This is a genomic window from Nitrospinota bacterium (assembly GCA_016217735.1).
Classification (GTDB): Bacteria; Nitrospinota_A; UBA7883; order JACRGQ01; family JACRGQ01; genus JACRGQ01.
Genome location: JACRGQ010000028.1, coordinates 1 through 26,481 on the forward strand (window position 1 = coordinate 1; position 26,481 = coordinate 26,481).

At 56.8% G+C, this 26,481-nt stretch carries 24 protein-coding genes; 6 read left to right on the forward strand and 18 right to left on the reverse strand.

All coding sequences use genetic code 11. From position 1 onward, the window contains the following. The 17 genes from gspE to HZA03_04800 all read right to left on the reverse strand — a co-directional run. A partial coding sequence (gene gspE / locus HZA03_04720) for a type II secretion system ATPase GspE (GenBank protein ID MBI5637255.1) occupies window positions 1-1,497 on the reverse strand: 1,497 nt, incomplete at its 3' end. Window positions 1,498-1,509: 12 nt separating this feature from the next. Then, on the reverse strand, window positions 1,510-3,570 hold the full coding sequence (gene gspD / locus HZA03_04725) for a type II secretion system secretin GspD (protein ID MBI5637256.1): 2,061 nt from the start codon (window positions 3,568-3,570) through the stop codon (window positions 1,510-1,512). A gap of 14 nt (window positions 3,571-3,584) precedes the next feature. After that, window positions 3,585-4,424 (reverse strand): hypothetical protein, encoded by an 840-nt coding sequence (locus HZA03_04730; protein MBI5637257.1) that lies wholly within the window; start codon window positions 4,422-4,424, stop codon window positions 3,585-3,587. A 140-nt stretch (window positions 4,425-4,564) separates the two neighbouring features. Further along, the gene (locus tag HZA03_04735) at window positions 4,565-5,317 is read right to left on the reverse strand and encodes a ribonuclease Z (GenBank protein MBI5637258.1); all 753 of its coding nucleotides are present in this window, start codon (window positions 5,315-5,317) and stop codon (window positions 4,565-4,567) included. A gap of 99 nt (window positions 5,318-5,416) precedes the next feature. Next, window positions 5,417-5,929: a TlpA family protein disulfide reductase gene (locus tag HZA03_04740; protein ID MBI5637259.1), complete on the reverse strand. Its 513-nt coding sequence runs from the start codon at window positions 5,927-5,929 to the stop codon at window positions 5,417-5,419. Next, window positions 5,926-6,807 carry a hypothetical protein gene (locus HZA03_04745; protein ID MBI5637260.1) on the reverse strand — a complete coding sequence of 294 codons (882 nt, stop codon included), beginning with the start codon at window positions 6,805-6,807 and terminating at the stop codon, window positions 5,926-5,928. Before HZA03_04745 ends, HZA03_04740 begins: the two co-directional genes overlap by 4 nt. Next, window positions 6,804-7,580 (reverse strand): SUMF1/EgtB/PvdO family nonheme iron enzyme, encoded by a 777-nt coding sequence (locus HZA03_04750; protein MBI5637261.1) that lies wholly within the window; start codon window positions 7,578-7,580, stop codon window positions 6,804-6,806. Before HZA03_04750 ends, HZA03_04745 begins: the two co-directional genes overlap by 4 nt. Then, window positions 7,577-8,014 (reverse strand): cytochrome c-type biogenesis protein CcmH, encoded by a 438-nt coding sequence (locus tag HZA03_04755; protein MBI5637262.1) that lies wholly within the window; start codon window positions 8,012-8,014, stop codon window positions 7,577-7,579. The genes HZA03_04750 and HZA03_04755 overlap by 4 nt, the downstream gene beginning before the upstream one ends. Beyond that, the gene (locus tag HZA03_04760) at window positions 8,011-8,898 is read right to left on the reverse strand and encodes a hypothetical protein (GenBank protein MBI5637263.1); all 888 of its coding nucleotides are present in this window, start codon (window positions 8,896-8,898) and stop codon (window positions 8,011-8,013) included. Before HZA03_04760 ends, HZA03_04755 begins: the two co-directional genes overlap by 4 nt. Next, window positions 8,888-9,694 carry a hypothetical protein gene (locus tag HZA03_04765; protein MBI5637264.1) on the reverse strand — a complete coding sequence of 269 codons (807 nt, stop codon included), beginning with the start codon at window positions 9,692-9,694 and terminating at the stop codon, window positions 8,888-8,890. The genes HZA03_04760 and HZA03_04765 overlap by 11 nt, the downstream gene beginning before the upstream one ends. A gap of 58 nt (window positions 9,695-9,752) precedes the next feature. Further along, window positions 9,753-10,331 (reverse strand): TlpA family protein disulfide reductase, encoded by a 579-nt coding sequence (locus HZA03_04770; protein ID MBI5637265.1) that lies wholly within the window; start codon window positions 10,329-10,331, stop codon window positions 9,753-9,755. 39 nt (window positions 10,332-10,370) lie between these two features. Further along, window positions 10,371-11,048, reverse strand: a complete 678-nt coding sequence (locus tag HZA03_04775) for a hypothetical protein (GenBank protein MBI5637266.1) — start codon at window positions 11,046-11,048, stop codon at window positions 10,371-10,373. Between the two features lie 280 nt (window positions 11,049-11,328). Further along, entirely contained in the window at window positions 11,329-13,161 is a 1,833-nt protein-coding gene (locus HZA03_04780; GenBank protein ID MBI5637267.1) for a radical SAM protein, read from the reverse strand. 4 nt (window positions 13,162-13,165) lie between these two features. Next, window positions 13,166-14,359 carry a universal stress protein gene (locus HZA03_04785; protein MBI5637268.1) on the reverse strand — a complete coding sequence of 398 codons (1,194 nt, stop codon included), beginning with the start codon at window positions 14,357-14,359 and terminating at the stop codon, window positions 13,166-13,168. Window positions 14,360-14,743: 384 nt separating this feature from the next. Then, window positions 14,744-15,325: a hypothetical protein gene (locus tag HZA03_04790; protein MBI5637269.1), complete on the reverse strand. Its 582-nt coding sequence runs from the start codon at window positions 15,323-15,325 to the stop codon at window positions 14,744-14,746. 118 nt (window positions 15,326-15,443) lie between these two features. Further along, window positions 15,444-16,184 (reverse strand): sulfite exporter TauE/SafE family protein, encoded by a 741-nt coding sequence (locus tag HZA03_04795; GenBank protein ID MBI5637270.1) that lies wholly within the window; start codon window positions 16,182-16,184, stop codon window positions 15,444-15,446. A gap of 151 nt (window positions 16,185-16,335) precedes the next feature. Next, complete coding sequence (locus HZA03_04800; GenBank protein MBI5637271.1) at window positions 16,336-16,590, reverse strand: hypothetical protein; 255 nt, start codon at window positions 16,588-16,590, stop codon at window positions 16,336-16,338. A 166-nt stretch (window positions 16,591-16,756) separates the two neighbouring features. On the opposite strand from HZA03_04800, the gene HZA03_04805 reads away from it, so the two are divergent. From HZA03_04805 to HZA03_04830, 6 genes are all read left to right on the forward strand, one after another. Beyond that, entirely contained in the window at window positions 16,757-19,081 is a 2,325-nt protein-coding gene (locus HZA03_04805; GenBank protein MBI5637272.1) for a PAS domain S-box protein, read from the forward strand. A 59-nt stretch (window positions 19,082-19,140) separates the two neighbouring features. Continuing rightward, window positions 19,141-21,120 carry an excinuclease ABC subunit UvrB gene (gene uvrB, locus HZA03_04810; protein ID MBI5637273.1) on the forward strand — a complete coding sequence of 660 codons (1,980 nt, stop codon included), beginning with the start codon at window positions 19,141-19,143 and terminating at the stop codon, window positions 21,118-21,120. A gap of 262 nt (window positions 21,121-21,382) precedes the next feature. After that, the gene (locus HZA03_04815; GenBank protein MBI5637274.1) at window positions 21,383-23,635 is read left to right on the forward strand and encodes a PAS domain S-box protein; all 2,253 of its coding nucleotides are present in this window, start codon (window positions 21,383-21,385) and stop codon (window positions 23,633-23,635) included. Further along, window positions 23,632-24,075, forward strand: a complete 444-nt coding sequence (locus HZA03_04820; GenBank protein MBI5637275.1) for a response regulator — start codon at window positions 23,632-23,634, stop codon at window positions 24,073-24,075. Before HZA03_04815 ends, HZA03_04820 begins: the two co-directional genes overlap by 4 nt. A 7-nt stretch (window positions 24,076-24,082) precedes the next feature. Further along, window positions 24,083-24,238: a hypothetical protein gene (locus HZA03_04825; protein MBI5637276.1), complete on the forward strand. Its 156-nt coding sequence runs from the start codon at window positions 24,083-24,085 to the stop codon at window positions 24,236-24,238. Then, window positions 24,238-25,902 carry a response regulator gene (locus HZA03_04830; protein ID MBI5637277.1) on the forward strand — a complete coding sequence of 555 codons (1,665 nt, stop codon included), beginning with the start codon at window positions 24,238-24,240 and terminating at the stop codon, window positions 25,900-25,902. Before HZA03_04825 ends, HZA03_04830 begins: the two co-directional genes overlap by 1 nt. A 127-nt stretch (window positions 25,903-26,029) precedes the next feature. Here the strand turns inward: HZA03_04830 and HZA03_04835 are convergent. Then, the coding region (locus tag HZA03_04835; GenBank protein ID MBI5637278.1) for a sigma-54-dependent Fis family transcriptional regulator at window positions 26,030-26,481 on the reverse strand (452 nt) is incomplete at its 5' end.

Below are 26,481 nucleotides of genomic sequence, written 5' to 3' on the forward strand. Positions count from 1 at the left end.
GCCGTCGCGCCGCAGGGTTTGCATGCCTTCCTGGATGGCCGCTTGCCGTATCTCCTTCGAGTCCGCCCCCTTCACGATAAAGCTGCGCATGGTATCAGTGATGTGCAGGTATTCGTAGATGCCGCTGCGGCCGCGGTAACCGCTGTTCATGCAGGCGGGGCAGCCTGCGGCGCGCCACGCGCGCGCGCCCAGCCCGGCGCGGGCGGCGTCGGCCCCCAGGCGGCGGATTTCTTCGGTTTCCAGCGTCATCGGCGTTTTGCAGGCGGGGCAGAGTATCCGCACCAGCCGTTGCGCCAGTATTCCCACCAGCGAGCTGGCGATGAGGAACGGCTCGATGCCGATATCGACGAGGCGGGTGATCGCCCCGGCGCTGTCGTTGGTGTGCAGGGTGGAGAGCACGAGGTGGCCGGTGAGCGACGCCTGCACGGCGATACGCGCGGTTTCCTGGTCGCGGATTTCGCCCACCATGATGATGTCCGGGTCCTGCCGCAGCATGCTCCGCAGCCCATCGGCGAAGTGAAGGCCGATAAGCGGGTTCACCTGCATCTGCCCGATCCCCCTGATCTGGTATTCCACCGGGTCTTCCACGGTGAGGACGTTCTTCTGTATGGTGTTCACCTCCGAGAGGGCGGCGTAGAGCGTGGTGGTTTTGCCGCTGCCGGTGGGGCCGGTGACGAGGATGATGCCGTTGGGCAGCTCGATCCCCTGTTTCATCTGGTTGAACATGTCATTGTCCATTCCCAATTGGCCGAGGCTGAGCAGGTTGCGGCTTTTATCCAGCAGGCGCATGACCACCCGCTCGCCGAAGGTTGTGGGGATGGTGCTGACGCGGACGTCGATCTCGCGCCCGGCCGCCTTGATGCTGATGCGGCCGTCCTGCGGCAGGCGCTTTTCGGCGATGTCCAGCCCCGCCATGATCTTTACGCGGCTGATGAGCTGCGCGTGGATGCGGCGCGGCGGTTTCAATACGGTGTAGAGGATGCCGTCCACCCGCATCCGCACCGCCAGCGAATCGGCGAACACCTCGATATGCACATCGGATGCTTTTTCCTTGATGGCCTGTTGCAGCAGCGAGTTGAGCAGCCGGACGATGGGGGCCACTTCGTCGGTGTCGAGGATGTCGGCGGCCCCTTCCAGTTGGTGGGCGATGCTTTCCAGGTTTCCTTCGCCGACTTCCCCCAGCATATCCTCGGCGGTGCCGGCGGTGATCTCGTAGGCGCGGTTGATGAATTCCGCCACCAGTTCGGGGGAGGCCACCGTCACATCCACCGGCTGTCCCAGCAGGGCGCGCAGGTCGGCCAGCGCGTGGTGGTTCAGCGGTTTGGCGGTGAGCACCATTGCCCTGCCGCCCACGCTGCTCACCGGCGCCATCTCGTTCTTTTTGGCGAAGCCGATGGGGATCTTGCGTACCAGCGCGGCGGAATCCTCCACCGGCGGGAGCGATTCAGCATAGGGGAATCCGAGCCGATGGCTCAGTTCCTTTAATTCTTCCATCATCCGTTCCGCCGCTTAAAAGCGTTTAACGTTGGTGTGCGTTGCCTTCAGGGGAGAGAAGAGCGTCTGTTCCGCCGCGGGCGTGACGTTATTTGACGCGGCTGGTTCCGGCGCCCGCGGTAAAAGCTCCGTCCGCGGCGCCTCGGTATCCGGCGCGGGGGGCGTTTCCACCGGCGCGGGGACGGTATTTATTTCATTCCGCATTTTGTCCAACTCGCGTTTTTCCTCCAGCAACGGGGATTCGGTGCTTTCCATCCGTTTCTGGCGTGTGGTGGTGATCCGCTCCATCTCCGCGACGGTCTTGATGATGTGCGGGGTGAGGAAGATCATCAGGTTTGTCTTGGTCCGCTGCTTGCTCTTGCTCTTGAAAAGCCAGCCGAGCAGCGGGATGTCCCCCAGCAACGGCACTTTATTTTCCACGTCCTGGATGTTTTCCTGCATGAGGCCGCCGATGACCACGTTTTGCTGGTCGTGCACCACCACCACGGTTTTGGCGTTGCGCTTGAAGGTGATGATGTCTTTCGCCTTGTCAAGCTGCGTGGGGGCGATGCTGGAAATTTCCTGGAAGATGTGGAGTTTCACGAAATCGGATTCGCTGATCTGCGGTTTCACCTTCAGGGTGATGCCGATGTCCTGCCGTTCGATGTTTTCGATGGGGGTGGCCCCGGTGGTTTGCGCGGTGCTTTTGACGAACGGCACGTTGCTGCCGACAAAAATCTCCGCTTCCTCGTTGTCGGTGGTGAGGATGTTCGGCGTGGAGAGGATGTTCACGTCGGTATCGGTGCGCAGGGCATGCACCAGCGCGCCGACATTGGCGTACGTTTGGCCGCCGAAGTTGACGACGCCGTCCACCACGCCGACCACCAGCCCCTGGCCGGCCATGCCGGTGACCGGGTTTTGCGCCACGCCGTTGATGTTGCCGAAGTTGGTGCCGCCGATCCCCTGTACGCCGGATTTGTTGAAATCGCTCGTCGTGCGCCATTCCACGCCGAATTTGGAGGCTTTGTCCGCCTGCACCTCGAAGATGAGCGCTTCGACGAAGACCTGTTTGCGCGGGATGTCCAGCCTGTCGATCACCCGTTTTACCGACAGGAACTGCTCCGGCGAGCCGGTGATGATAAGCGCGTTGGTCGCCTTGTCGGGGGTGACGAAGACCGTTTCCTGCCCCGGCGGCTGTCCGGGCGGAGGTGCGGCCTTTTTTTCGGACTGGAGAATCTGGTTTACCACCTTGGCCAAGTCTTCCGCGCTGGCGTTGTTGAGGTAAATGACGTTGACCTCATGGCGTCCGGGGGGGCTTTCCACATCGAGTTGGGCCGTCAGGCGTTTCACCTTGCCGGCGAAAAACTCGTTTCCCAGCACGATGAGGGCATTGAGCCGTTCGTCGGCGATTATCGTCTGCGGCTCCTGTCCCGCCGGAACGGGGACGCCCGGCTGCCCCTTGCCCAGCAGATTATTGATTTTGGCGGCGATGTCCTTTGCCGAGGCATACTTGAGCGGCAGCACGGTCATCGCCGCTTCGCGTCCCTCCACGTCGAGGCGTTCCACAATGTCTCCCAGCCGTTTGAGATTCGATTCCATGTCCACGATGATGAGGGTGTTCGATTGCGCGTAGGCGGCGATATAGCTGGTGGGGGGGATGAGCGGCCGCAGGGCGTTCACCATGTTGTCCGCGCCCACATACTTGAGCGGGATGAGCTGGGTGATCATGCTGTCGCGCATCTCGGCGCTCAATGCGCCGCCGCGCGCGCCGGTGCCGCCCATCAGGCGGGCTTGGGCAATCGGCACTATTTTTATCACGCCACCGGACGGCACCGCCGCATAGCCGTACACTTCAAGAATCGATTCGAAGACTTTGTACGCCTCTTCCCTGCTTACTTTGCGGGGCGAGAGAATCGTCACCTTTCCCTGCACTTTGGCGTCCACGATGAAGTTTTTGCCGGTCATTTCCGAGATGTACTTAACCACCATCGTTATGTCGGCGTTGGAGAAATTCATCGAAATCCCTTCATCGGCGGCATGGGCGGCGGCAAGCCACATACCCGCGGCGAAGAACAGGGCGGCAAAGTATCGTTTCATTCCGTATTCCTTTTTTATTGAATATCCACGGTTAAGGTTTTGTTCTGGTTGTTGCGCGTAACGTCTATCACGAAGTGGTTGTCGTTTTTGAGGGCGTTAAAGAGGTCAAGCCCCCCTTCCATCGAGGTGAGCGCCTGTCCGTTGACGCGCTGCACCACATCCTGGTTCTTGAGGCCGATTTTGTCGTAGAGGCTGTCCTTGACGATTTCAAAAATCTGGAAACCGTTGATGGAACCATCGGGGGCCATGTTCGGCACGGCGCGGATATGGGTCAGCAGTTCGTTCATGTTGCCCTTCTGGGTTTCAAAAAAACGTTTGTCCATCACTATCTGGTTCTCACCCAGCATTGCCACCTGCGACCCGGCGGGGAGTCCGCCAAACTGGGCGCGGCCCTTGTCAGCGGTGGATGACGGCATCTCGCCGAAATTAATAAGGATGCGCTCCAGCCGCCCGTTGTTGCTCACGATCATCTCAAACCGGCTGATTTGGGTGATGAACGTCCCCTGCGAGAGGGAATCGTTGACGTGATAGAGGCTTTGTTCTTTGGTGCCGGTATTCTCCAGTATTGCCACGTTCTCTTTCGCGTTGCGGGAAAGGATCGTTCCCACCAGCTTGTAGGGGAGGGAAGAGATGGCGATTTCCCCGGCATCCACCCCGGGGCTCTGCTGAGCCAAAGGGTAGAACAGGTTCCGGTGTTTTATCGCGGAATAATCGACCGCGGGGGCGTTCATCATCCCGGCGGTTGGCCGCGGCGGGGAATATGACGGCACTGAAACCATTTTCGCCGAAATTATCTGCCCAGCCCATAGGGTCAGAACCCAGACCAGCGCCGCGACAGATGCTATATTAATCAATAACATAGAGCTATCTTCTTTTAAAGATCGTAATAATGGGAATCTCATCGTTAATATATTAGACGGACAGGTTTTAAGCGTATCGGCGTGGTGAATAGATTAATGTGAAAAGGGGAGCGCTTTTTTCCTGCACCTGCCAATTAGATAACGATGCGCATGCCGTCGCGGGCGGCGATGACGATGCCGTCGAAGAAGCGGGCGGCGCGCTGTTCCAGGTCGGACGTGTCGTTTTCAGGATAGATGTGCGTGAGGATGAGCGTTTTCACTTCCGCTTTTTTCGCAACCGCCGCCGCCTCGCTGGTGGTGGCGTGCCCCGCGATGGGGCTTTCATCCGGGCGCGAACATTCCATCAGCAGCGCTTCGCAGTGCATCGCCAGCTTGATGATATTGCTGCACGGAGCGGTATCGCCGGAGCAGGCGAGCGCTTTGCCGTTGCCGCCGTCGAAGCGGTAGCCGATGGCGGCGATGGGGTGCTCCACCGGTATGGTGCTCACCTTCACCGAGCCGATCATGATCTCGGCGGTGGCGTGATCGCGCGTATGGAGCGCCCAATCCTTCGGCCGCAACTGGTCGCCATACGCGTCCGAGAGCTTTTCCATAAAAGCTGAAAAACCCTCCGGGCCGTACAGCGTGAGATCGTTCCGCGGGGCGGCGAGGCCGTATTTCATGCCGAAGAGGAGCGCCGGAAGATCGCCGCAGTGGTCAACGTGCGTGTGGGTGATGAAGATGTCGGTGATGTCGGCGAGGCTGGTGTTGTTTTTCGCCAGCGCGCGCAACGTGCCGGGACCGGCGTCCACCAGAAAGGTTTTGCCGTTGAGCCGCAGCAGGTATCCGGCGCAGCCGCGCTCCACCGCGGGCGTTGATGTGCCGGAACCAAGAATCCGTAGCTCCATGCCATTATGGTAACGCCGTTGGCGTAATAAGGCAAAGAAGATAAGGAGAGGGGGCTGAACGCCGGGGAAGCAGGTGGCAGCCAAACCAAATGAGGCGGTTTAATACGGTTCGACGGAGATTTTTTTCAGGCCGTCGTTGATGATCTCTTTCGTCATATCGCCCATGTAAGTGTGCTGGATAACCCCGGCCCGGTCGACGAAGTATGAAGTGGGGAGGCCGAACATCTGGTAATCCCTGCCAACGTCCCCTTTTTCGTCGAGGAGCACTTCAAGCGTATAGCCGTTCTTCTTTATGAAGGCGGCGACGGGGTCGCGCGGCTCTTTGTAGTTGATCTCCAGCACTGTAAGACCGGCATCCTTGCGGGCATTCTGGACGTTTTGCAGTTCGGGCAGTTCGGCGATACAGGGGGCGCACCATGTTGCCCAGATGTTGATAAGGAGCGGTTTTCCTTTGTATTCCGCCAGCGATACCTGCTTGCCCGCGAGGTTGGCAAGCGTGAACGGCGGGGCGGGCAGCGGTTTCGCCGCGGGCGCGGGTTTCATTTCCTCTTTTTTGCATGAGTAAGCCGGCAGAACCGCGCACAGAAGGAGGATGATAAACAGTTTTTTCATTTTGCGGCCTCCGCGGAAACAGCATTCATTGATTTCAGCTCTTCAGGGTATTTCAAATCCCTGTCCCATTTGTATGTGCGCGTCGCCGAGCCGCCGATTCCTTTAATGGCAAGTTCAAGCCAAGTGGCCTCCGGCTTTGCCACGAGCGGATTGGCTTTATCGAAGCGGACGATCCCCTCGTAGTGATGCTTGTCCGCCGTCTGGAACCGGAGTCTCCACGGCGGCGTGGCGGGGATGACGCCCAGCGGCGTGCGTAATTCGGTTATTTTGTCGAGATCGGAAAGCGCTATCTCCCCCTCATGCACCGTGAAGTTGATGAGGTAGACATGATGATGGGCGACATCGTACTCGTCGATAAGGTGCTCGGCCCCGATGGAGATGAGGTATTCGCGCGAAACGTAAATCACGTCGCAGTAAATATCCCCTTGCCCCATGTCGTTGCGCCAGACGGTGTTATGCACCTGCTTGCGCACTTCGTAGGTGAAGCGGGATTTTGTCTTGGGGTATTTTTCGTCGAGATGCCTGATGATCGCTTCCGCCTCGTTGCCGGTGATATTCACGTTTTCCTTTACGCGCATCCGCTCGACCAGCTGGAACCATCCGCCGGACGGGAGAACGACGGTAATCATGGCCGATTCTCCGTGGCATTTCCGGTAACATTTGCCCTGATACAGGAGCGTGATTTCGTCCTGCGTGAGGGCGGAAATCATGTTGCGCTTGAATAACTGCAAACGGATGGCGCTTTTAAGGGAATCCCAATCCGAGCTCAATCCATCGCCGGAGCGGTAGAGGGTGAAGACGGCGGCGCCAGCGAGCAGGATCAGAAAAACAAGAAGCCCCACCGCCCAGAGGGCCGCCTTTTTAAATATATTTTTCATTGTTTGGGATTATAAACGCAACGGAATCCATAGTCGTTGAATTTTCGTTCGCCGCCGTCACCGAGACGGGCGGATATGCGGAGGCTTTGCCACGGGCTGAGCCAAGACCCGCCCTTAAGCATTCTCAGTTTTTTTCCTTCATCGTACCAGCCGTCCACCCATTCCCATGCGTTACCCGCCATGTCGTACACGCCGAAGGGGCTTTTGCCCGCCTCGATGGAACCGGCGGGCCAAGTGCCGCCAAGCTCGTTCTCACCGGATGATTCAACCGCATACGACCCGGCTTTCATTTTGCCGCCTCCCGCCGAATCCATGTAGACCGTATTTTGGGGGTTAAACTCGTTGCCCCACGGATAGACATTCGCGGTATTGCCGCGCGCGGCGCGCACCCACTCCGCTTCGGTCGGCAGTCTTCCGCCGGTGCCGCGGCAGTAGTCGTTGGCTTCTTTCCAGGTAACGTTGACCACGGGGTGGTTCGCCAGGTTGGGGGGGAAGGAGTGTTCCTTGTAAAACTCCTTGAACCGCGCGTTGGTGACTTCATGAATGTCTATTTCAAATGTCCCGGTCTCGGTCTTCTTGGAGGGGGTTTCGTCCGCGTACCACTCCGGTTTGGCATCTTTGCCGGCAATCAGCTTCTTGAGGGACTCCATATCGGTGCCAAGTATCACCGCCCCCTTGGGGATAAGCGCGCGTACGGCCGGCTCGGCGCCCATTGCCGTTATGGGCAGACAGGCCAACAGCAGGGGCGCGAGGAATAATGCCGTCGCCTTCATTGTTTTCCCATCGACATGATTTTTTCATAGCCGGTCAAAAGGATGAGGTAGAGAAGCGCCGTCCATACCATCACAATCACGCCGAACAGCGCCATTTCCCCGACCGGATAACCGCCGCGCGACACCTGGTACCATTTTCCCGCCACGCGCTGCGCCGGGGTCAAAAGGGATTCCTTGCCGAAGCGCTTGTAGAAATATGAGACGATTTCTTCTTTGCCCAGGCCGGCCTTCAGTTTTTCGCCGATGAGATTCTTCCATGAAAGGCCGCAGCTCATGTGGCAATCCTCCAGCACCATCGGGCATTCGCACGGGCAGGCGAGCCAGTGTGAAATGCCCGTCACGGTTTGATCGGACGCGGACGTGAGGAAAATGTATTTTCCGCTCATGTAGGTGAGCGTCAGGAGCAGCGAAATGCCGAATAAAACCGCCTTCACGCCTGTCCGTCCTGTTTCGCGGATTTCCGCCTCCTGAGATACAGGAGCGCCGCCACTCCCGCAATACCCGCGCCAAGGATGATCGGCGCGGTGTAGCCGCGGAAAATACGGGTATCCGACATGGCGGTGTACTTGGAATCCACGGAGGGTTTATCGTCCGCCTTGAAATACGATATGCGGAAGGTTTTCCGCTCCCCCTTTTTAACGTCTTTGAACTCGTGCCGGTAGTACTGGTATCCCTCTTTTTCAAACTCCTTGCCGTCCGCCGGCTCAATCGTGAACCGCTCGGCCCGGTAGGGATGCTGGATCACGACCGCGAGATTTTTGATGTCGTAGTCCGCCTCGACGGTGTAGGTGAAATCCCTTTCCGAGTTCGGCTTCGCCTTGAAGGGGGCGTATTGGAAGTCTATGAAGAAGTCGGAGTAGGGGAGCTTCACCTTGAGCAGGTTTTTGCCGCCGCCCGGCGTGATGTCAAAAAGCTGGCAGAAGTGCTGCCCGCCCGGTGAGAGGGAGCAAACGTCCTGCAACTTGGTGACGCCAAGCGGAATGAGGAAGAGGACTTCGCGGGGAAACGCCTCGCGGTTGAGAAATTTCCCTTCGTTAATGACCAGCACGGAAGTGGAATCGTATTCCGGCATAAGACTTACTTTCATCGAGCCGATGGCGATTTCCTTTTCGGCGGACGGCATCGGCGCGTCGGCGGGGGCGGCTGCTTCCTGGGGGCTGTTCATGTTGTGTTGGGAGTGATCCTCGGCGGCCAGTGCCGCGCTGGAGGCGGCCGCCCAGAAGACCAGAAGCAGGGAAGCGATGGAAATTATCCAGCCCCGTTTCCGGCCCGCCGCTTGATACCTTGCTTTTTTTATCATGGCGGGTTTATTTTTCATGTTCCATATTATCGTGTTGGGAATGATCCGGTTCGGCCGGAGCCTGTTGCCGGGCCGGATGGCCTTCGTGGTGGTTGTGGCCCGAACCATCGCTGGCGGCAGGCACGAAGCCTTCCACCAGAAAGCTCTTGTAGACCGTCATCTTGTCGGTGAGCATAAGCAGGGCCACCGCCAGCAGCAGCGCGCCGCATCCCCGTTTCAGATATAAGCGGGCGTTCGCCGACGTTGCCTTCGAGGCGAATACCGCAAGCGGAACGCCGACAACCAAAATGGCGGCCGAGATGCCGAGAGTGTAGAGCACCAGGAGGATGCCGCCCCACGCCGCGTTATCCGGTGCCGTGTTGATGTTGTAGATGGCGGTGAGTGTGGGAGTGACGCACGGTTTGTACGCCACCGCCAAGGCGGCGCCCAATAGCGCCCCGAAACCGGCTATCAGGCCTTTCATCCTTGCTTCGGGGAATTTGCCGAGAGTGAGCAGCCCGGCGAAATAAAGGGCGATCAGGCCGATAACGACTCCGCCGAACTGGTTTAGAAGGTCCATGTACCTGAACAGCATTTTGCTCGCGGGAGTGGTGACCATCCCTATGGCGGTGAAGACGGCGATAAACCCGCCGAGCGCCGAAGCGGCATTGAGGGCCAGTGTTTGCCAGTCCGTTTTTTCGGGCGCCGGGCCGCTTTCCCGTATAGTTGCCGCGACGATGAACGCGATAATAAACGGGATTATCTGCATCAGGCAGAAGAACCAGATGGAAAAAAAGCTGTGGAATCCGCCGAAAAAAGCGCCGAACGCCGTCATGCGGTTCTCCGCGCCGAAACAAGATTCATTGCCCGTATCTCCTGTAAAAAACGCCGGCTCAGGCGGCTTTGGCGGTTGTAATGGCCTCGATCCCTTTTTCAATCATCTCGTACTTTTCAATCTTTCCGATAAATATCCACTTTACCACTCCCTGCGCATCGACGAACAGCGTGGTTGGGGTTGTCCGTATTCCCAGCATGGCCGCCACGTCGTTTCCGCCTGAAACTCCCACCGGGGTGGATATATCATGTTTCCTGGAGAATTTTTCAATCTCGGACGCGCTGTCCTGTATGCCCACGCTGAACAGGGCTACGCCGCTTTGGGCGTTGTCCGCCGCCGCCTTTTTCACGAAACCGATCGAGGCGTGCGAACAGGGACACCAGTTGGCGAAAAAGTAATAGATGACCGGCTTTCCTTTGAAGGCGGCCGTTGAAACGGCGCTCCCGTCCGCCTGCTTCACGGAAAACTCCGGCAACGGGGTTCCCAGTTTTATCAGCTCGGCGGAGTTCTTCCGCGATTCAAAAAAGTTCACCGCCCCGTTTAAGAGTATCGCGGCCGCCGCGAGCAGTATGATGAGGTTGCGCCGTTTTGCTTTGACGGCGGTCTCCCGATCAGCCGGCGCTTCGTTATCGTGCATATTCGTCTGACTTTCCTGGCAACCGGACGCGCCGGGTTATTATTTATGCGTATGCTCCGAGTGTTGCGAATGGTCGTTGGTTCCTTCCGCGGCGGGCTTTTGGGCAGCGCCCTCCGAGCTCATCTTGGAATGATCATGCGTCCCATTCATGGCCGGTTGTTCAGCCGCGCCTTCCGCGCCTTTCTCCATGGTTTTCTTCATGTCGGCCATATACCCTATTTTCAGGTCTTCCCTTCCCATCAGGGCCATTTCAATCGGCCTCTTCTCAACGGGCGTCAGGTAAAGCTTTTTCAAATGTTCGTATGGGCCGATGAGTTTCAGCATGTCCTGCTCCCTGAAGTCTTTTTCCCAATTGCCGATTATCGCGTTCCATACCTGCACGATGGCGCCCGCCTGGACTTCAGTGATGTTTTCAACCTTCAGTTCGGGCTTGGAAACTTTGTAGTTTTCGATGAACGACTGCATGTGGGGAACAAGGGCGATGAATGGGGGCCCGCACCGCTCGCAATATCTTTTTATCCGCTCGTCGGTATGGCATTGGGTGCATATTCTTTTCGCCATGGCATAGGCTTCCGCCGGCTCATACGGAACAACACCGCTGGCCTTGGCTTCGCTGATGACGTATTGCCCCACGGGATTCGGAATATACAGTACACCCGCGGAGGCGATGCAGATAACGGCTAGAATGATCACCACTACTGTCAGTTTCTTTTTCATTTCATCCCTCTTTCACTTATCAAGTGCAACAGCCTGCACAGTTCAGAATACACTTTTTGTGCCATTTTCAAATTCCCAATGGCCTATTGATGATCGAGAACTCATCTCCTGAGTTTATCCGCAGGCTTTTCCGTCCAAAATCATATGCAAATTATACATCCACTAACCCTTTAAGGGAAGGGATTGTGGATATAAATTATTGCTAAAGCTGTGATATTCAAGGCGATACTTTAATTCAGCCCATTGACGGATACCGATATGGCCCGGTATTCTCACGGCCTCAGGGTTTGTTCATGAACTTTGAAAAAGGCATTTTCGACATGGCTTCTTCGATAGCCTCTTCGGTGATCATTTTGTAGCCGTGCTCTCGCGCGTATTTTTCAACCGCGTCCTTAGCCATTGGCCTGAAAGGGGAGGGAGCCTTCTGCAGCCGTTGTCGCGCCCCTTCGGTCCAACCCATCGTGGTGGAGTCGTCGGTAAAATATGACTTGAATTTCTGGATGATCCCCTCGTTCTTTCCTTTGCGGCTGTTGAGGAAATCGACGATGCCGTTTATCGTCTCCATTTTGCCGGGGACTTTGGCGAATTTTTCCTTGGCGGTCTCCCACGATTTCATATCGATGTCTTCGTAGCCGAACTTCTGCATCCGCTTGGTGACCAGCATCATCGATTCATCCCTGATCTCGCTGAGAAATTCGGTGGTGATCCTCGTTTTGCCCCGTTCTTTTGCCCGTTTTTGCATCAGCTTGAAGATGCCGGGGCGGACGAAATCGGGGGCGTTCAGCGGCCGCTGCTTGGCGTCGTCGTCCCACGGGATGCCGCCGTCTTCTTCGTCCACCTTTGGTTTCTCCGTTGCGGGGATGCGCGCCCTTCCGAACCGGTCGGCGGGGGCGGCCGCCTTAAGAACTTCCGCCGTGATTTCTTTTATGTTCCGCTCTTTGGCGTATTTTTCCGTGGCCAGCCGCACGATGGACTGGGCGAAGACCGGAATTTTACGCAGGAAGTTGTCGGCCTCCACGGACCATGGGATGGTGCTTTCAGAGCCGCCGCCGAATTTGGCGAACGTATCGATGCTGGTGATCGCCTCTTCCTGTGTTTCCGGCTCGTACACGCACCAGTTGTCCTCGCCCATGTCGTTGCCGCTGGTGGCGAAGGCGCGCGCGCGGCAGCCGCCGCAGATGAGGCGGTATTTGCAAAGTCCGCACTTCCCTTCGTATACCGGGGCGCGGTACTTGGCGAACACCGGGGAATCATTCCAGATATCCGTGAATGTTTTTGACGAAATATCCCCCGCGGATACGTCCATGTAAGGGCATGGCGTGACGTTGCCCGCCGGGTCTATCCGGCAATACTGCGTTCCCGCCCTGCACGCGGCGATGTAGGTGGAGAGCAGCGGGTGTTCAGGATTCTGCTGGTGCAGTATCCGCTTGAAGTGCGGCGCGCATTTCGGCCGAACCATCATGCCCGGATAGTTGTTTTGGACGGAGGTGGCCCAGCGGAGGGTTTCTTCGTACGCCTCCGGCGTTATGTCGGTCATCTTCTGGCCCCGTCCGGTGCAGACGAGGAAGAAAATGTTGAACGCCGCCGCTCCGATTTTGTGCGCCCAATCGGCGATGGCGGGGAGTTCGTGGACATTGCCCAAGGTGGGGGTGGTCTGCACCTGTATCTCAAGCCCCGCCTCGCGCGCTGCGGTGAGGCCGGCGATGGAATCCTTCAGCGAACCGGCCCTGCCCCTGAACAGGTCGTGGCTCTTTTCATCAAGCGAGTCGATACTTATCCCGACGCCGGAAACACCGGCATCCTTGAGCTTTTGGGCGGTCTTTGGGGTGAGCAGCGTGCCATTGGTTCCCAAAACAACCACGAACCCGTGGCTTGCCGCTTTGGCGCAAATCTCGAAGATGTCGGGGCGGGCAAGCGGCTCGCCGCCGGTGAATATAAGAACCGCTCCGCTGTTGATTTTCGCTATTTCGGCGAGGGTCTCGAATATTTTATCCGCCGCAAGTTCTTCCGGCACGCCTTGCTGGCGCATCCCCGCGTCGATGTAGCAGTGTTCGCACGCGAGGTTGCAACGGGAAGTGATGTTCCACGAGATGACGAATGGGACAAAGCTCACGGCGCTACATTCCCATCTTTTTTCTGGCTTCGAGCATCATCTCCAGGGTTATCTTTGTTTTTCCATCCTTGTGGGCGTTGGTTTCCATGTGCCCCCTGACCAGGTTCCGCACGAATCCCGGCACCCGGTTGAGCATCTCAAGCGCTTCGGCGGTCCACTCGACCTCGGCCCGTTTCTCTTCCACCGGTTCAGGCTTGGCCTTCCTGCTGACCAGGAGGACGTTGCAGGGGGCGTTTCTAAAGAGGAATTCCGAGTTGGAACCGATGTCGAGCCCATCATCGCAGTGAACCCCCACCTTGCCCAGCAGAAGGAGCGCGATGTCCTTGCCGGTGAGCCAGTTGAGGATGGCGTCAAAGGGTTTGCCGGGGAGAACTTCCGACTTTACGGAGTTGCCGTTGGTAAGCCCTTCGCGCGTGGCCATCTCCATGGCGCAGTTGAGGTGGTCGCGGTAGATTTTTTCCAGGCCGGAATCGATGATCTCCTCGTGCAGTTTCTCCTGCTCCTTGAAGCGGAATACCTTGCCCGCCTCTTCGGAAAGAACCTTGGTGATATTGTTGAATACGCGGTAGTGAAATTCGGGATCGAAAACGGCGAGGGCCGTTACTTTGCAGTCGAACCGTTTTGAAAAGTCGATGGCGGTCTGCATGGCGGCGTACGATTGCGGGCTTCCATCGATGCCCACGACGATATGCCCGCCCTTCAGGGGCAGGTTGTTCTTCGCGATCAGGACATCGGTGTTCACCCGGCGCGTCACCCGTTCGCAGACGCTGCCGACTTGGCTTGATTTCACCTCTCCTTGGCCGCGTATGCCGAGAGTCACGAGTTCGTAGGAGTTGGTCTCGATCTCCTTGACGAGACTGGAATAGTTTTTTCCTTCCATCACCCGCCGTTTGTTCGGCACCCCTTTTTCATCGCACCGTTCCTGAAACACGTCGAGGTAAGAGTCCGAGATGATTCCCAGCCCTTTCTCTATCAATTCCCCGTGTATCTGCCTTTGGCGCATCATCTCATCGGGTTCCTGATACCGCGCGGGAAGGCCCGGTTCCATCTGAATGAACCGTTCTTCATGCAGGCGCGCCGCGTACGAGTGCGTTCCATAAACGGTCGAGCCGAACTGGTTCGCAATTTCAATAGCCCGGTCCAAGCCCCAGAGCGAATAATCCGAATTGTCGAGGAGCGTCAAAATATCTTTGTACATCGTTTTGTCCCGTTCCTGTTGCGCAAAAGCCGTTTCTACCCGGAAAAAAATATCCGCGAAATCATACCTTAAGGGTTTCAACAGTTCAAGTATTTATGAATAGCGAAAAAACCCCTCACTTTTTCCGCCCCAATATATCCCACTTGGGCCGACCAGCGTATTGATAGGCCAATGGGTTGCGAAGGTGCAATAACCATACCCGCAACTTAAAGGGAGGCTGTCCATCCACATTGTCCGGTATGCGGGAGAGGGGTTCCCCTATTTGGAAAATAACCAATAAGGAGGGTATGCCTGTCCCGGCGATGACACGAAGCCTGAACGGTATCGGTAAGTCAGAAGGGTGTTATCATTTCATGCATATAGAACATTTCATTAACCTGGGATTTAGGACGATTTCTCCCCATACAGCCGTTTCAGCCGGGCGCGGTAGCCCTCCGCGTCGCCGTATTCCTCGAAGTCCGCGTAGAGCGAATGGGCTTCCCGTATCCGCCGTGCATGTTTGATGGGGCACCAGTAGTCTTCCGTGCGGGCGCCCACTTCGCGGGCGTATGCGACAAGGCCGGTGGCATATCCGCAATAGGCGCAATTGAACCGCTCAAAGATATTCAGATAATTCAGGTAGTGACGGTCGATAACGATGAACGCGTCGCGCGGCACCTTCTTTATTCCATAAAGCGGGAAGCAGATGGTTTGGTAAACCGTCAGGAATATGTCGAGAATCAACAGCGGGACGATCATTGAGTAAATTATTGGAGCCGCCAGCAGGACGGGCAGGCGGGCATTCAAGATGAACTGCAAAAGATTCTTCCGCAGCCGCCGGTGATACGCGGCGACATCCTGCTCAAAGACCACCCTCCGTTTTTCCACGGTGTAGCGGAATTTGGTGGCCAGTTGCGCCATTTCAAGATGCAGCTCGTCCTGCAGTTCGTTTATTTTACGCAGCAGCAGTTCGATCCGTTCGTTCATGGATGACTCCCCGGCATTGCCCAGCCGTAGTAGAGGGTGAAGGGATGTGGTCAAGCGCCCGCTCCATTGCCGCGCTCCACATATTTAGAATAACACCTCGGCCGCGGCCCGTCTGTTCTTAAAATATCAAAAACTTCAGACCGGCAATTACCAATACCACCGCAAGAATCCGGCGAAGCGTGCTGTTTGAAAAGTGGCGGCTTCCGAAGCCGGAACCGATCAGCCCTCCGGCGATGGCCGCAACCGACCAGGTCAGGAGGGAGGGGGAGGGGGGCAAGGTATTCATCATGGAAAGATGTCCCCCAATTCCGGCAACCGAATTAACCAATATGAACGCGGCGGAAATCCCGGCGGTCTGCCGCGGATCCGCCCACCCGATCAAAAGGAGCAGCGGGCTTAAAAAAATGCCCCCGCCAATGCCAGTCAGGCCGGACAACAGGCCGATGCCGGATCCGAAGAGAAGCGCCAGATAGATCGGCACCGCTTTCGCGGTGGATACCGGTTTTACCGAACTCCGGAAAAGCTGGAATGCGGCGTACAACAGGACGCCCCCGACTATCGGCCGGTATATGTGGGCGGGGAGCGAAAGCGCGCCCCCTAAGAACGCAAACGGCACCGATGCCAGCGCGAAGGGCAAGAATAACTTCCAGGAAAAACAGCCTGCCCGATAAAACCGCGCCGTTGCAATGGCGGAAACAAGGATGTTGATGAAAAGCGCCGTCGGCTTCATTATGGCGGGCGCAAACGCGGCAAACTCCATTACCGCCATATAGCCCGATGCCCCGCCGAACCCAACCGATGAATAGAACAACGCCGTCAGAAAAAACAGGATGGCAACGGCAATATCGGATGCGTTCATTTATAACCCCATATCCGCCACGGACTGAATTGCCAGCGCCACGCTTCCCTCATCCCTGTTCAATGCCGATGCAAGGATGGTTTTGGATTTGGAAACGGATCGGGGCAAGTATCCCCCGGAAAGAGGGGGGGAGGGGGGCGATCCCGATACGTTACACCAGCCCCCGGCTATGCAGTTCCTCAATTATCCGGGCGGCGTCCTTTTCCTTCTTAAGGGCGGCGTTAACTTTTTCATGGGCAGCCTGATATTTTTCAGCCGCTTTTACAAGGGCATCCCGGCCCGGGCCGCCGCTCTCTATCGCCAGCATCACCCCAAATAATTTTTGGCGGGCGCGGCGTTCTCCTTCGGCCAATTTAACCACCTTGGCGTTCGGGACTACTCGATCATTGTGCTTGAACTTTCGCATTGTGCTCAACTCCTTATAGATAAAGTGTATCTTAGTGATACCTAAAATACCGCCATTTGAGGTCTGGCGGACATTTTTTTTTCAATAGGCCAACGGCTTGCCATCAAATTTAACAAACGCGTAATCGTTGCTTGATTCCGTCTACGGCATTTGTCATCATTCCAGCATGGTAGAAAACAATCCTGAGAAACCGCAAGCCGGTCTGCCGGCCAAGGAAATTCTATCATCCGCAAGCGAGATAAAATATCGCATCCTGATAGAGGCTTCACCCGACGCGACAGTTCTTGCCGATGCCGAAACAGGTTTTTTCCTCGATTGCAATAAAGCGGCTGAAAACCTGCTTGGAAGAACAAGGGAAGAAATTATCGGACTTCACATAACCAAATTACACCCTCCCCAAGAAGCCAAATTGCATAATGGTCAATTCAAGAAACAAGCGGAAAAAGCTTTTGGATCTGTGGAAAACATTTCTGTTTTGCACAAAAAAGGCCATTCGATTCCGGTGGAAATAAGGACGGCGGCTTTTGAGTTGGAAGGTAAAAAAGTAATTTATGGCATTTTCAGGAATATTTCGGAGCGTGTTGAGGCTGAACAACTTCTGATAACCGCCCATCAAAGACTCTTGGCGGTTTTGGATGGATTGGAAGCTGTCGTGTATGTGGCGGATATTAAAACCTACGAGGTTCTTTTTATTAACAAGTACGCAAGGAATGTAATTGGCGATATTTTAGGCGGTATCTGTTGGAAAACGATCCAGGCGGGGCAGGCCGGCCCCTGCGCCTTCTGCACGAACAATAAGATCGTCGATGATGCGGGAAGGCCGACAGAAGCCTATTCGTGGGAGTTTCAGAACACCAAGAACGGGCGTTGGTACCAAATACGGGATAGGGCGATTGATTGGGTTGATGGGCGATTGGTGCGGCTTGAAATAGCCTTGGACATTACCGAGGGCAAAGCGGCGGAAGTGGCGTTACGTGAGAGTGAGGAACTGTTGCGTTCCATCACGGATAACGCCGGCACGGTGATATTCCTGAAAGACCTGGCTGGCCGGTACCTCCATGTGAACCGGCTCTATGAGAAGCTTTTCCATGTATCCAATGCCGCGGTGAAGGGGAAAACCGACTACGACCTGTTTCCGCGGGACGTGGCGGATGCTTTTATCAAGAACGATAAAATGGTCGCCCAGGCCGGACGGACACTGGAGATGGAAGAGCGGGTACCGCATGATGACGGTATCCACACCTATATTTCGGTCAAGTTTCCAATCCGGCATATCTCCGGTGAAATCTACGCCATCTGCGGAATAGCCACGGACATCACGGAACGCAAACATGCTGAAGAATCGCTGCGCGAAGCCCGGGAAATATTATTGAAGGGCAAGGAGGAACTGGTGGCGCAGGTAAACTTGAAGACCCAAGCTTACATTGACGCGCACCAAGAGGCCGAAAACGCCACCCGGCTCAAAAACAATTTCATTTCGCTGGTGGCCCATGATCTGAAGTCGCCGTTGGCAAGCCTCACCATGGGGCTGGAGGCTCTGGCCAGTGTCAAAGACCTCTCCCCCGAAAGCCGGGATTTCGCAAAAAAGATGGCCAACCACAGCCGCCAAATCCACAAAATGACCGAACGGTTGCTCGACATCACCTTGCTGCGGGCAGGCGTGACAATCCTCCAAAAACGGGTTATCAATTGCCATAACTTTGCCGCCACGCAGATTGAGCTATATGAGACCATGGCCGCCCAAAAGGGGATCACCATCGTCAACGGTCTTCCCTTAAAGATGAGCGTGCATGCCGACCCCGACCTGTTTGGGGAGTGCGTGAAAAACCTGTTGTCAAACGCGGTCAAGTTTTGCAGCCGGGGGGATACGGTTACTTTCTTTAACCCGCCGGATATGCCAACCACCATAGCGGTGAAAGATACCGGCCCCGGCATCGCGCCCGAAAAGATGCCGCCGCTTTTTATAAAGGAAACGAAAACGCGAACCGTTGGCACGGCGGGTGAAAAAGGAACGGGAATCGGCCTTATCCATACCAAAGAAATTATGGAAGTCCACGGCGGCTCCATCACCTTTGAATCCGAGGCCGGCGCGGGGAGCGTATTTTATCTTAATCTCCCGGTTTTCGACAATGTGGTGCTGGTGGTCGATGACGATGAAGCGTCAACGCTGGTTCTCCGGCTGCATCTAATGAATATGGGCTCCGATGTATTGACGGCCCAAAACGGAGTCGAAGCATTGGAGATTATTCAAGGCAGGTTGCCGATTCTCATAATTACCGACATTCAAATGCCCATGATGGACGGCTTTACCCTCCTTCACCACCTGAAAGCAAACCCCGAGTATTCGCAAATACCCGTGATTATCATTACGGGAAGCAATGAAATAGATGCCCGCAAAAAAGCATTTGCAAACAAAGCGGTCAATTTCATAATCAAGCCGCTGTCGGAACCCGATTTTATTCCCCGCATAGGCAGGTTCATCGCCGGGTAAAGTCATTCAATCTCATGCATCCGGCGTTGGAATCAAACGACCCACGTTATAATGGCGGGATGAAGTTCAAGCTGCATTCGGAGTTCAGCCCAAAAGGGGATCAGCCCGCCGCCATCAAGGAACTGACCGCCAACATCAAAAAAAACGCGCGGCACCAGACGCTGCTGGGGGTCACCGGCAGCGGAAAAACCTTTACCCTCGCCAACGTGATCGAGCAGGTGCAAAAGCCGACGCTGGTCTTCGCGCCGAACAAGACACTCGCCGCGCAGCTTTACAACGAATTTAAATTCTTCTTTCCCGAAAACGCGGTGGAGTACTTCGTCTCCTACTACGATTACTACCAGCCGGAAGCCTACATACCGACCAGCGACACGTTCATCGAGAAGGATTCCGCCATCAACGACGAGATCGACAAGATGCGGCACTCGGCCACCCGCAGCCTGCTGGAGCGGCCCGACACGCTGATTGTCGCCTCGGTTTCCTGCATTTACGGCATAGGGTCGCCGGAGGCGTACTACGCCATGCTCACCCGCGTGGAGACGGGGCAAAAAATGGGCCGCGACGCGCTGGTGGACAAGCTGGTGGAGATGCGGTACGAACGCAACAACATCGATTTCCGCCGCGGCACGTTCCGCGTGAACGGCGACATCGTGGAGATCATCCCCATTTACGAAAGCGACGAGGGGCTGCGCATCGAGTTCTTCGGCGACGAGATTGATTCCATCGCCCGCGTCGACCCGCTCACCGGCAGGGTGATACAGAAGCTGCAAGCCGCCCCCATCTACCCCGGCAGCCACTATGTGGTGACGCAGCAAAGGATGGAGCGGGCGCGCGAGGAAATCCGGCGCGAGCTGATACTCGCCGTCGGCGAACACCAGGGCAACAACCGGCTGGTGGAGGCGCAACGGCTGGAACAGCGGACGATATTCGACCTGGAAATGATGAAAGAGACCGGCTACTGCAACGGCATCGAGAACTACAGCCGCTACCTCACCGGGCGCAAACCGGGCGAGGCCCCACCCACACTGCTGGATTACTTTCCGCCCGACGCGCTGCTGATTATCGATGAAAGCCACGTCTCGGTGCCACAACTGCGCGGCATGTACGCGGGCGACCGTTCGCGCAAGGAAACGCTGGTGAAATACGGCTTCCGCCTCCCCTCGGCGCTGGACAACCGGCCGCTCAACTTCGGCGAATTTGAAAAAGACCCGAAGCAGCGGATATACGTCTCCGCCACGCCGGGGCCGTACGAACTGGAGCGCTCGGAGGGGCGCGTAACGCAACTGGTGATCCGCCCCACCGGCCTTATCGATCCCGCCGTCGTCATCCGCCCCGTCGGCGGACAGGTGGACGACCTTATCCACGAAGTGAAACAGCGGGCCGCGCGGGATGAGCGGACCCTGGTGACCACGCTCACCAAGCGGTTCGCCGAGGATTTGACCGAATATTTCACCGGCGCCGGCATCCGGACGAAATACCTCCACTCCGACATCGAAACGCTGGAGCGGACCGAGATACTGCGCGAACTGCGGCTGGGGGAATTCGACGCGCTGATCGGCATCAATCTGCTGCGCGAAGGGCTTGACCTTCCCGAAGTCTCGCTGGTGGCCATCCTGGACGCCGACAAGGAGGGCTTCCTCCGCTCCGAGACCTCACTCATCCAAACGTCGGGCCGGGCCGCGCGCAACCTCAACGGGCTGGTGATTCTCTACGCCGACAAGATGACCGGCTCGATGCAGCGCGCGCTCGGCGAGATGGAGCGCCGCCGCGCAATCCAAACCGGGTACAACAAAAAACACGGCATTACCCCGCAATCCATCCAAAAGCGCATCTACGAAACAATGGCGGCCCACGCCGACGATACGCCGATGGTGGCGGAGGAAAAGCCGGACTACCTCAGCCGCGGGGAACTCGCGCGGGCGATAAAAAAACTGGAAGCGGAAATGCTGAGCGAGGCCAAGGCGCTGCGTTTCGAGCGGGCCGCCGAATGCCGCGACCGGATCAAAGAGCTGAAAGAAATGGAAATCATGTACGGATGACCCGCTTATCCGGTTGTTTGCCAAGCATATCGCCGGGTAAATTTCCGGAGAGGTAGGTGCGAATTCAGCGCACAATCGGCCCAGCGGGCCGACCTTTTTGGCGCTGTGCGCCAATGGGCGCTGAATTCGCCCCTGCCGGGGGAAAAGGCCGCCTTCGGCATCAAGGTGAATCAATAAATTCCCCCTTGTTGCGCTTGACCCCCTTCTGTAAGATGAGGACACGGATTTGCTGAAAAAGGGGGAGGCCGGCGCAGGCCGCTGCATGAAAACATTCCGCGAAATCAAAGCACAGGTCACGGATACATCCTATAAAAATCCGCTCCGGCTGATTTTCTTCGTCACCATCACCATCTTCGCGGTGGAAGCCGGCATCATGGAGTTCCTCTCCCGCGTTATGAATATTTCCCACATCGCCGGTTCCATCCTTGACGCGGTCATTCTTGTTTCGGCCGTCCTGCCGGTGCTCTATTTCTTTTTTTACCGCCCGTTCTCCCGGCAGGTCGCCGACCTGCAGCGGAGCGAGCAGGACCTTGTCCGCTTCGCCACCGCCATCGAACAGGGAAAAGACGCGATTATAATGACCGATGCCGACGGCGTCATCGAATACGTCAACCCCGCATTCCACTGGATAACCGGCTATCCATGGGAAGAAGCGGTCGGCAAAAAACCGAGTATCCTCAAAAGCGGCAAACACGACGATGCGTTTTACCAAAACATCTGGAACACCTTGAGAAGGGGTGAAATGTGGGAAGGGGAAATCATCAACCGCCACAAGGACGGCAACACCTATTATGCATCCTCCCGCATTACCCCGGTGCGCGACGTGGGCGGCAACATCGTCAATTATGTATCGGTGATGGAGGACATCACCCTTCAAAAGCTCGCCGAGGCCGAAAAAACATCCTACCTCCGCCGCATGGAGGAGCTCTCCCGCTATAACATGAATCTGGTGGAAAAAGCGCCCATCGGCGCATGGGTTGTCAATTTCGTCCCGCTGCGGCCGGAGGATGAAACGCGCGATCCCTGCCACCGCTGGCACAAGGAGATCGGCGCTAAGATCGTCACGGAGCGGGTTAATAACGCCATGGTTGAAATGCTGGGTTACGGCAAGCTGGATATCGTGGGGCGCTCCATTTTCGATCCGGCGCTGGTGGATGACGAAAATGCCCTGATATTCGCCAACGAGATAAAGCGGCGGCGCGGCGGGGAGCGCGGCTCGTACGATGTCGAGATCAATCATCGGCTGGGGGGAAAGGTGCATATGCTTGTGGAGGCGGTGCCGATATTGGTTGACCCGGAAAGCGGCAAACCGCTGCAAAGCCTCGGCATTTTCGTCAACCTGACCGACCGCAAAAAAATGGAGGACAAGATCGTCCAACTGATGATGGAGCAGCAGATCATCCTCCACACCTCGCCCATCGGCATCGCCCTTTTGGTCAGCCGCAAAATCCAGTGGCTGAACGCCGCGCTCTGCAAAATCACCGGCTACGCCGAACTTGAACTGCGGGGGAGCCTTGCCGACAGGCTCTACCCGTCTGAAGAGGATTTCAAGGACAGCGGCATACAATCAAATGCCATCATCGGGCGCGGCGATACGTATGAAGTCGAGCGGCCCATGAGGCGCAAAGACGGCTCCCTGTTCCAGGCGCGCATTATCGCCACCGCCATCGACCCCTCGGAATTGCAGCGCGGCGTCATTTTCATCATGGAAGACATCTCGGAACGGAAAGGACGGGAACAAGAGCGCGAGGCTTTTATTGAGGCCCTCAACCGGAGCAACGAAGAACTCAAGGAGTTCGCCTACATCGTCTCCCACGACCTGAAAGCGCCCCTGCGCGCCATCGGATCGCTGGCCGAATGGATTTCCCACGACTACGCCGACAAACTGGATGAGGAAGGGCGCGAGAACCTCGCGCTCCTGCTGGGACGCACCAAGCGGATGAACGCCCTGATCGAGGGAATTTTGCGCTACTCCCGCCTGGGCCGCCTGAAACCGGAGCGCGACAATCTGGACGCCAACCGGATCGCCGGCCTTGTCATCGGCGCGCTGGCGCCGCCGGAAAACATTACCGTCCGCGTGGAAGGAACATTGCCAACCGTGGTGTACGACCGGACGCATCTGGAGCAGCTTTTCCAGAACCTCATCAGCAACGCGATAAAACATTTGGGCAAACCGACGGGCGAAGTTGTGATAAGTTGCCGCGATGCGGATGCGATGTGGGAATTTTGCGTGCGCGATACCGGCCAGGGAATAGAGGAAAAACACCATGAACGGATATTCAAGATATTCCAGAGCCTCAAGCCGCGCGACGAGCTGGAATCGACCGGCATCGGGCTTACCCTGGTGAAAAAGATCGTTGAAAACAACGGCGGCACCGTCTGGATTACAAGCGCGGTGGGGTCGGGCTCCGAATTTCATTTCACCATCCCCAAGACGCCGGCCGTCGACCGGGATGACACCGAGCGGATATTGACCCAATACTTGGCCAAACATCTAAAGGAGGAAAAGCGATGATCGACAATCTCCCCGTTTTGCTGGTGGAAGACGACGTGGTGGATGTAAAAACCGTCAAACGCGCTTTCAAGGAAAACAAGATACTGAACGTGCTCAAGGTGGCGGGGAACGGCGAGGAAGCGCTGGCCTACCTCCGGCACGAAGGGGCGTATGCCGACAAAGAGGCCAATCCGCGCCCCGGCCTCATCCTGCTGGATCTCAACATGCCGGTCATGAACGGCATCGAATTCCTCCGCGCGGCGCGCCCCTTGGGAATCCTGCGCGGCATACCGGTGGTGGTGCTCACCACATCGAAGATGGAAAACGACCGCATGGAAAGTTACGATCTCGGCGTCGCCGGATACATCATCAAACCGGTGGAGTTCAAAAAATTCGTCGAGGCGGTCAGCACCCTCAACCTCTACTGGAGTTTATGCCAACTCCCGCACCCCGGGGAATGAAATAGACGTGAAGAATATCAATATCCTGCTGGTGGATGACGACAAGATCGACCGGATGGCGGTGGTGCGCCTCGTGCGCGCCCAGAACCTCCCCTACAACATGGACACGGCAGGCGCCTGGCCGAGGCGCGCGAAAAGCTGGGGCATAACGACTACGACCTGATGATGCTGGACTACATGCTGGGGGACGGCACCGGCATCGAACTGATACCGAACGCAAAGGGGATACCCGTCATCTTCGTCACCGGCAGCGGCGACGAGCATATCGCCGTGAACGCCATGAAGATGGGGGCGTACGACTACCTGATAAAGGATCCGGAGCGGCATTACCTCACGATACTGCCGCAAACGGTGGAAACGGTCATGGCCCGGAAAAAATCGGAAGACACCGTGCGCCAACTTTCCAGCGTGGTGGAGCAGACCGCCGACGCCGTCACCATCACCGGCCGCGACGGATTCATCCAATATGTCAATCCGGCGTTCAGCCGCCTTACCGGCTACTCCGCCGAAGAAGCGCGCGGAAACACCCCGGCAATCCTGAAATCGGAACATCACCCGCCGGAATTCTATAAAAACCTATGGGATACCATTCTTTCCGGAAATACCTTCCACGCGGAAGTCCACAACCGCGCAAAAAACGGCGCTATGTACATCGAGGAAAAATCGATCACCCCGATCAAGGACAAGCAGGGGGAAATCACCCACTTCGTATCCACCGGCCGCGACATCACCGAACGCAAGCGCGCGGAAGAGGAACTGCGTAATGCCAAGGAAAACGCCGAAGAGGCGACGCGCCTTAAAGACAAATTCGTGTCGCTCGTCTCCCACGATCTGCGCGGCCCACTTGCCACCATGATCGGCTTTTTGAAATTGATGGTGGACGATGCCGACGACCCCCTTTCAGCCGATGCCGCCAAGCGGATAAGCATCGTCATCGACTCCGCCGAAAAAATGAACGAGCTGATTGAGGAACTGTTGAGCATCAGCCGGCTCAAAACCGGCAAGATACAGCCGAAGCTCCGCTTTCTGGACGCCAACCACCTGGCGCTCAAAATCACGCTCGCCTTTGGCCCGACGGCGGAAGCCAAAGGCATTACCCTGGAAAACAATATCCCGGAAAAACACCGCCTTTTCGCCGACCCCACCCTTTTTTACCAGGTGCTGCAAAACCTCGTTAGCAATGCCGTGAAGTTTTGCCGCAAAGGGGACCGCATACGGCTATTCATCCCCGATGGAAAACCGTCCACCGTCGCGGTGGGCGATACGGGCGTGGGGCTGGAGCCTTCGCGGGCCGCCCGGCTTTTCAACTACGAGGAAAAAACCTCCACCACCGGCACCGCCGGCGAAATCGGCACCGGGCTGGGCCTCCCCCTTTCGCATGACATCATGCTCGCCCACGGGGGCAATCTGCGGCTGGAATCAGAGCCGGGAAAAGGCGCCACGTTCTATGCCGCGCTCCCCGATGTGCGCCCCACGCTCCTGCTGGTGGAAGACGACATTTACTCGCAAAAGATGATTATCAAAATGCTTGCCCCGCTCAATGTAACGGTCATCACCGCCGCCAACGGAAAAGAGGCGCTTGCCGCCGCGTATGCGCAACAGCCGCACGTCATCCTCTCCGACCTTATAATGCCGGTGATGGACGGCTATGAGCTTATCAGGGAGCTGAAAGCGGGCGAATCGATAAAGGACATACCGGTGATCGTGCTCACCAGCGCGGGGCTGGAGGAGCGGGAAAAGGTTTTCATGCTCGGCGCGGACGACTTCGTGACAAAACCAACCACCGACAACGAACTGCTCCCCCGCGTCCGCCGCTTCATCAGCTAGCCCATCTCCTTCTTTAGGTGGGTACACAATTTATTGTGTACATTGGCGCGGAGCGCCAAGGGAGAAGTCATGCCTTACAGCATGATGTACACATTAAAATGTGTACCTAAAGTGGGAGGGGTGACCGCTACTCGATTTCCAGTTCCTTGATGAGGCGTGAAAGATAGGTACGCTGGATATCCAGCGCCGCGGCGGCCTTGGTCTTGCTCCCTCCCATCGAAGCGAGTGTGCGCCGGATGAACTCGCGCTTGAAGTTGTCCTGCGCGTCCTTGAGGGGCAGCCCCACCGTCACCGGGCCTTCCTTGATCTGCAAAATCTCCTGCGGCAGGTCGACGGGTTTGATTTCCCCGCCGCTTCCCATAATGACCGCGCGTTCGATGGCATTTTCCAACTGGCGGATGTTTCCCGGCCAGTTATAGCGCATCAACGCTTCCAGCGCGGCGGGGCTGATTTTTTCCGCTTTACCGACGTTGGCTTTCTGAAACTGGCGGATAAAGTGTTCCGCCAGCACCGGGATGTCCTCCTTGCGTTCGGCCAGCGATGGCATCTTTATCCGCACCACGTTGAGGCGGTAAAAAA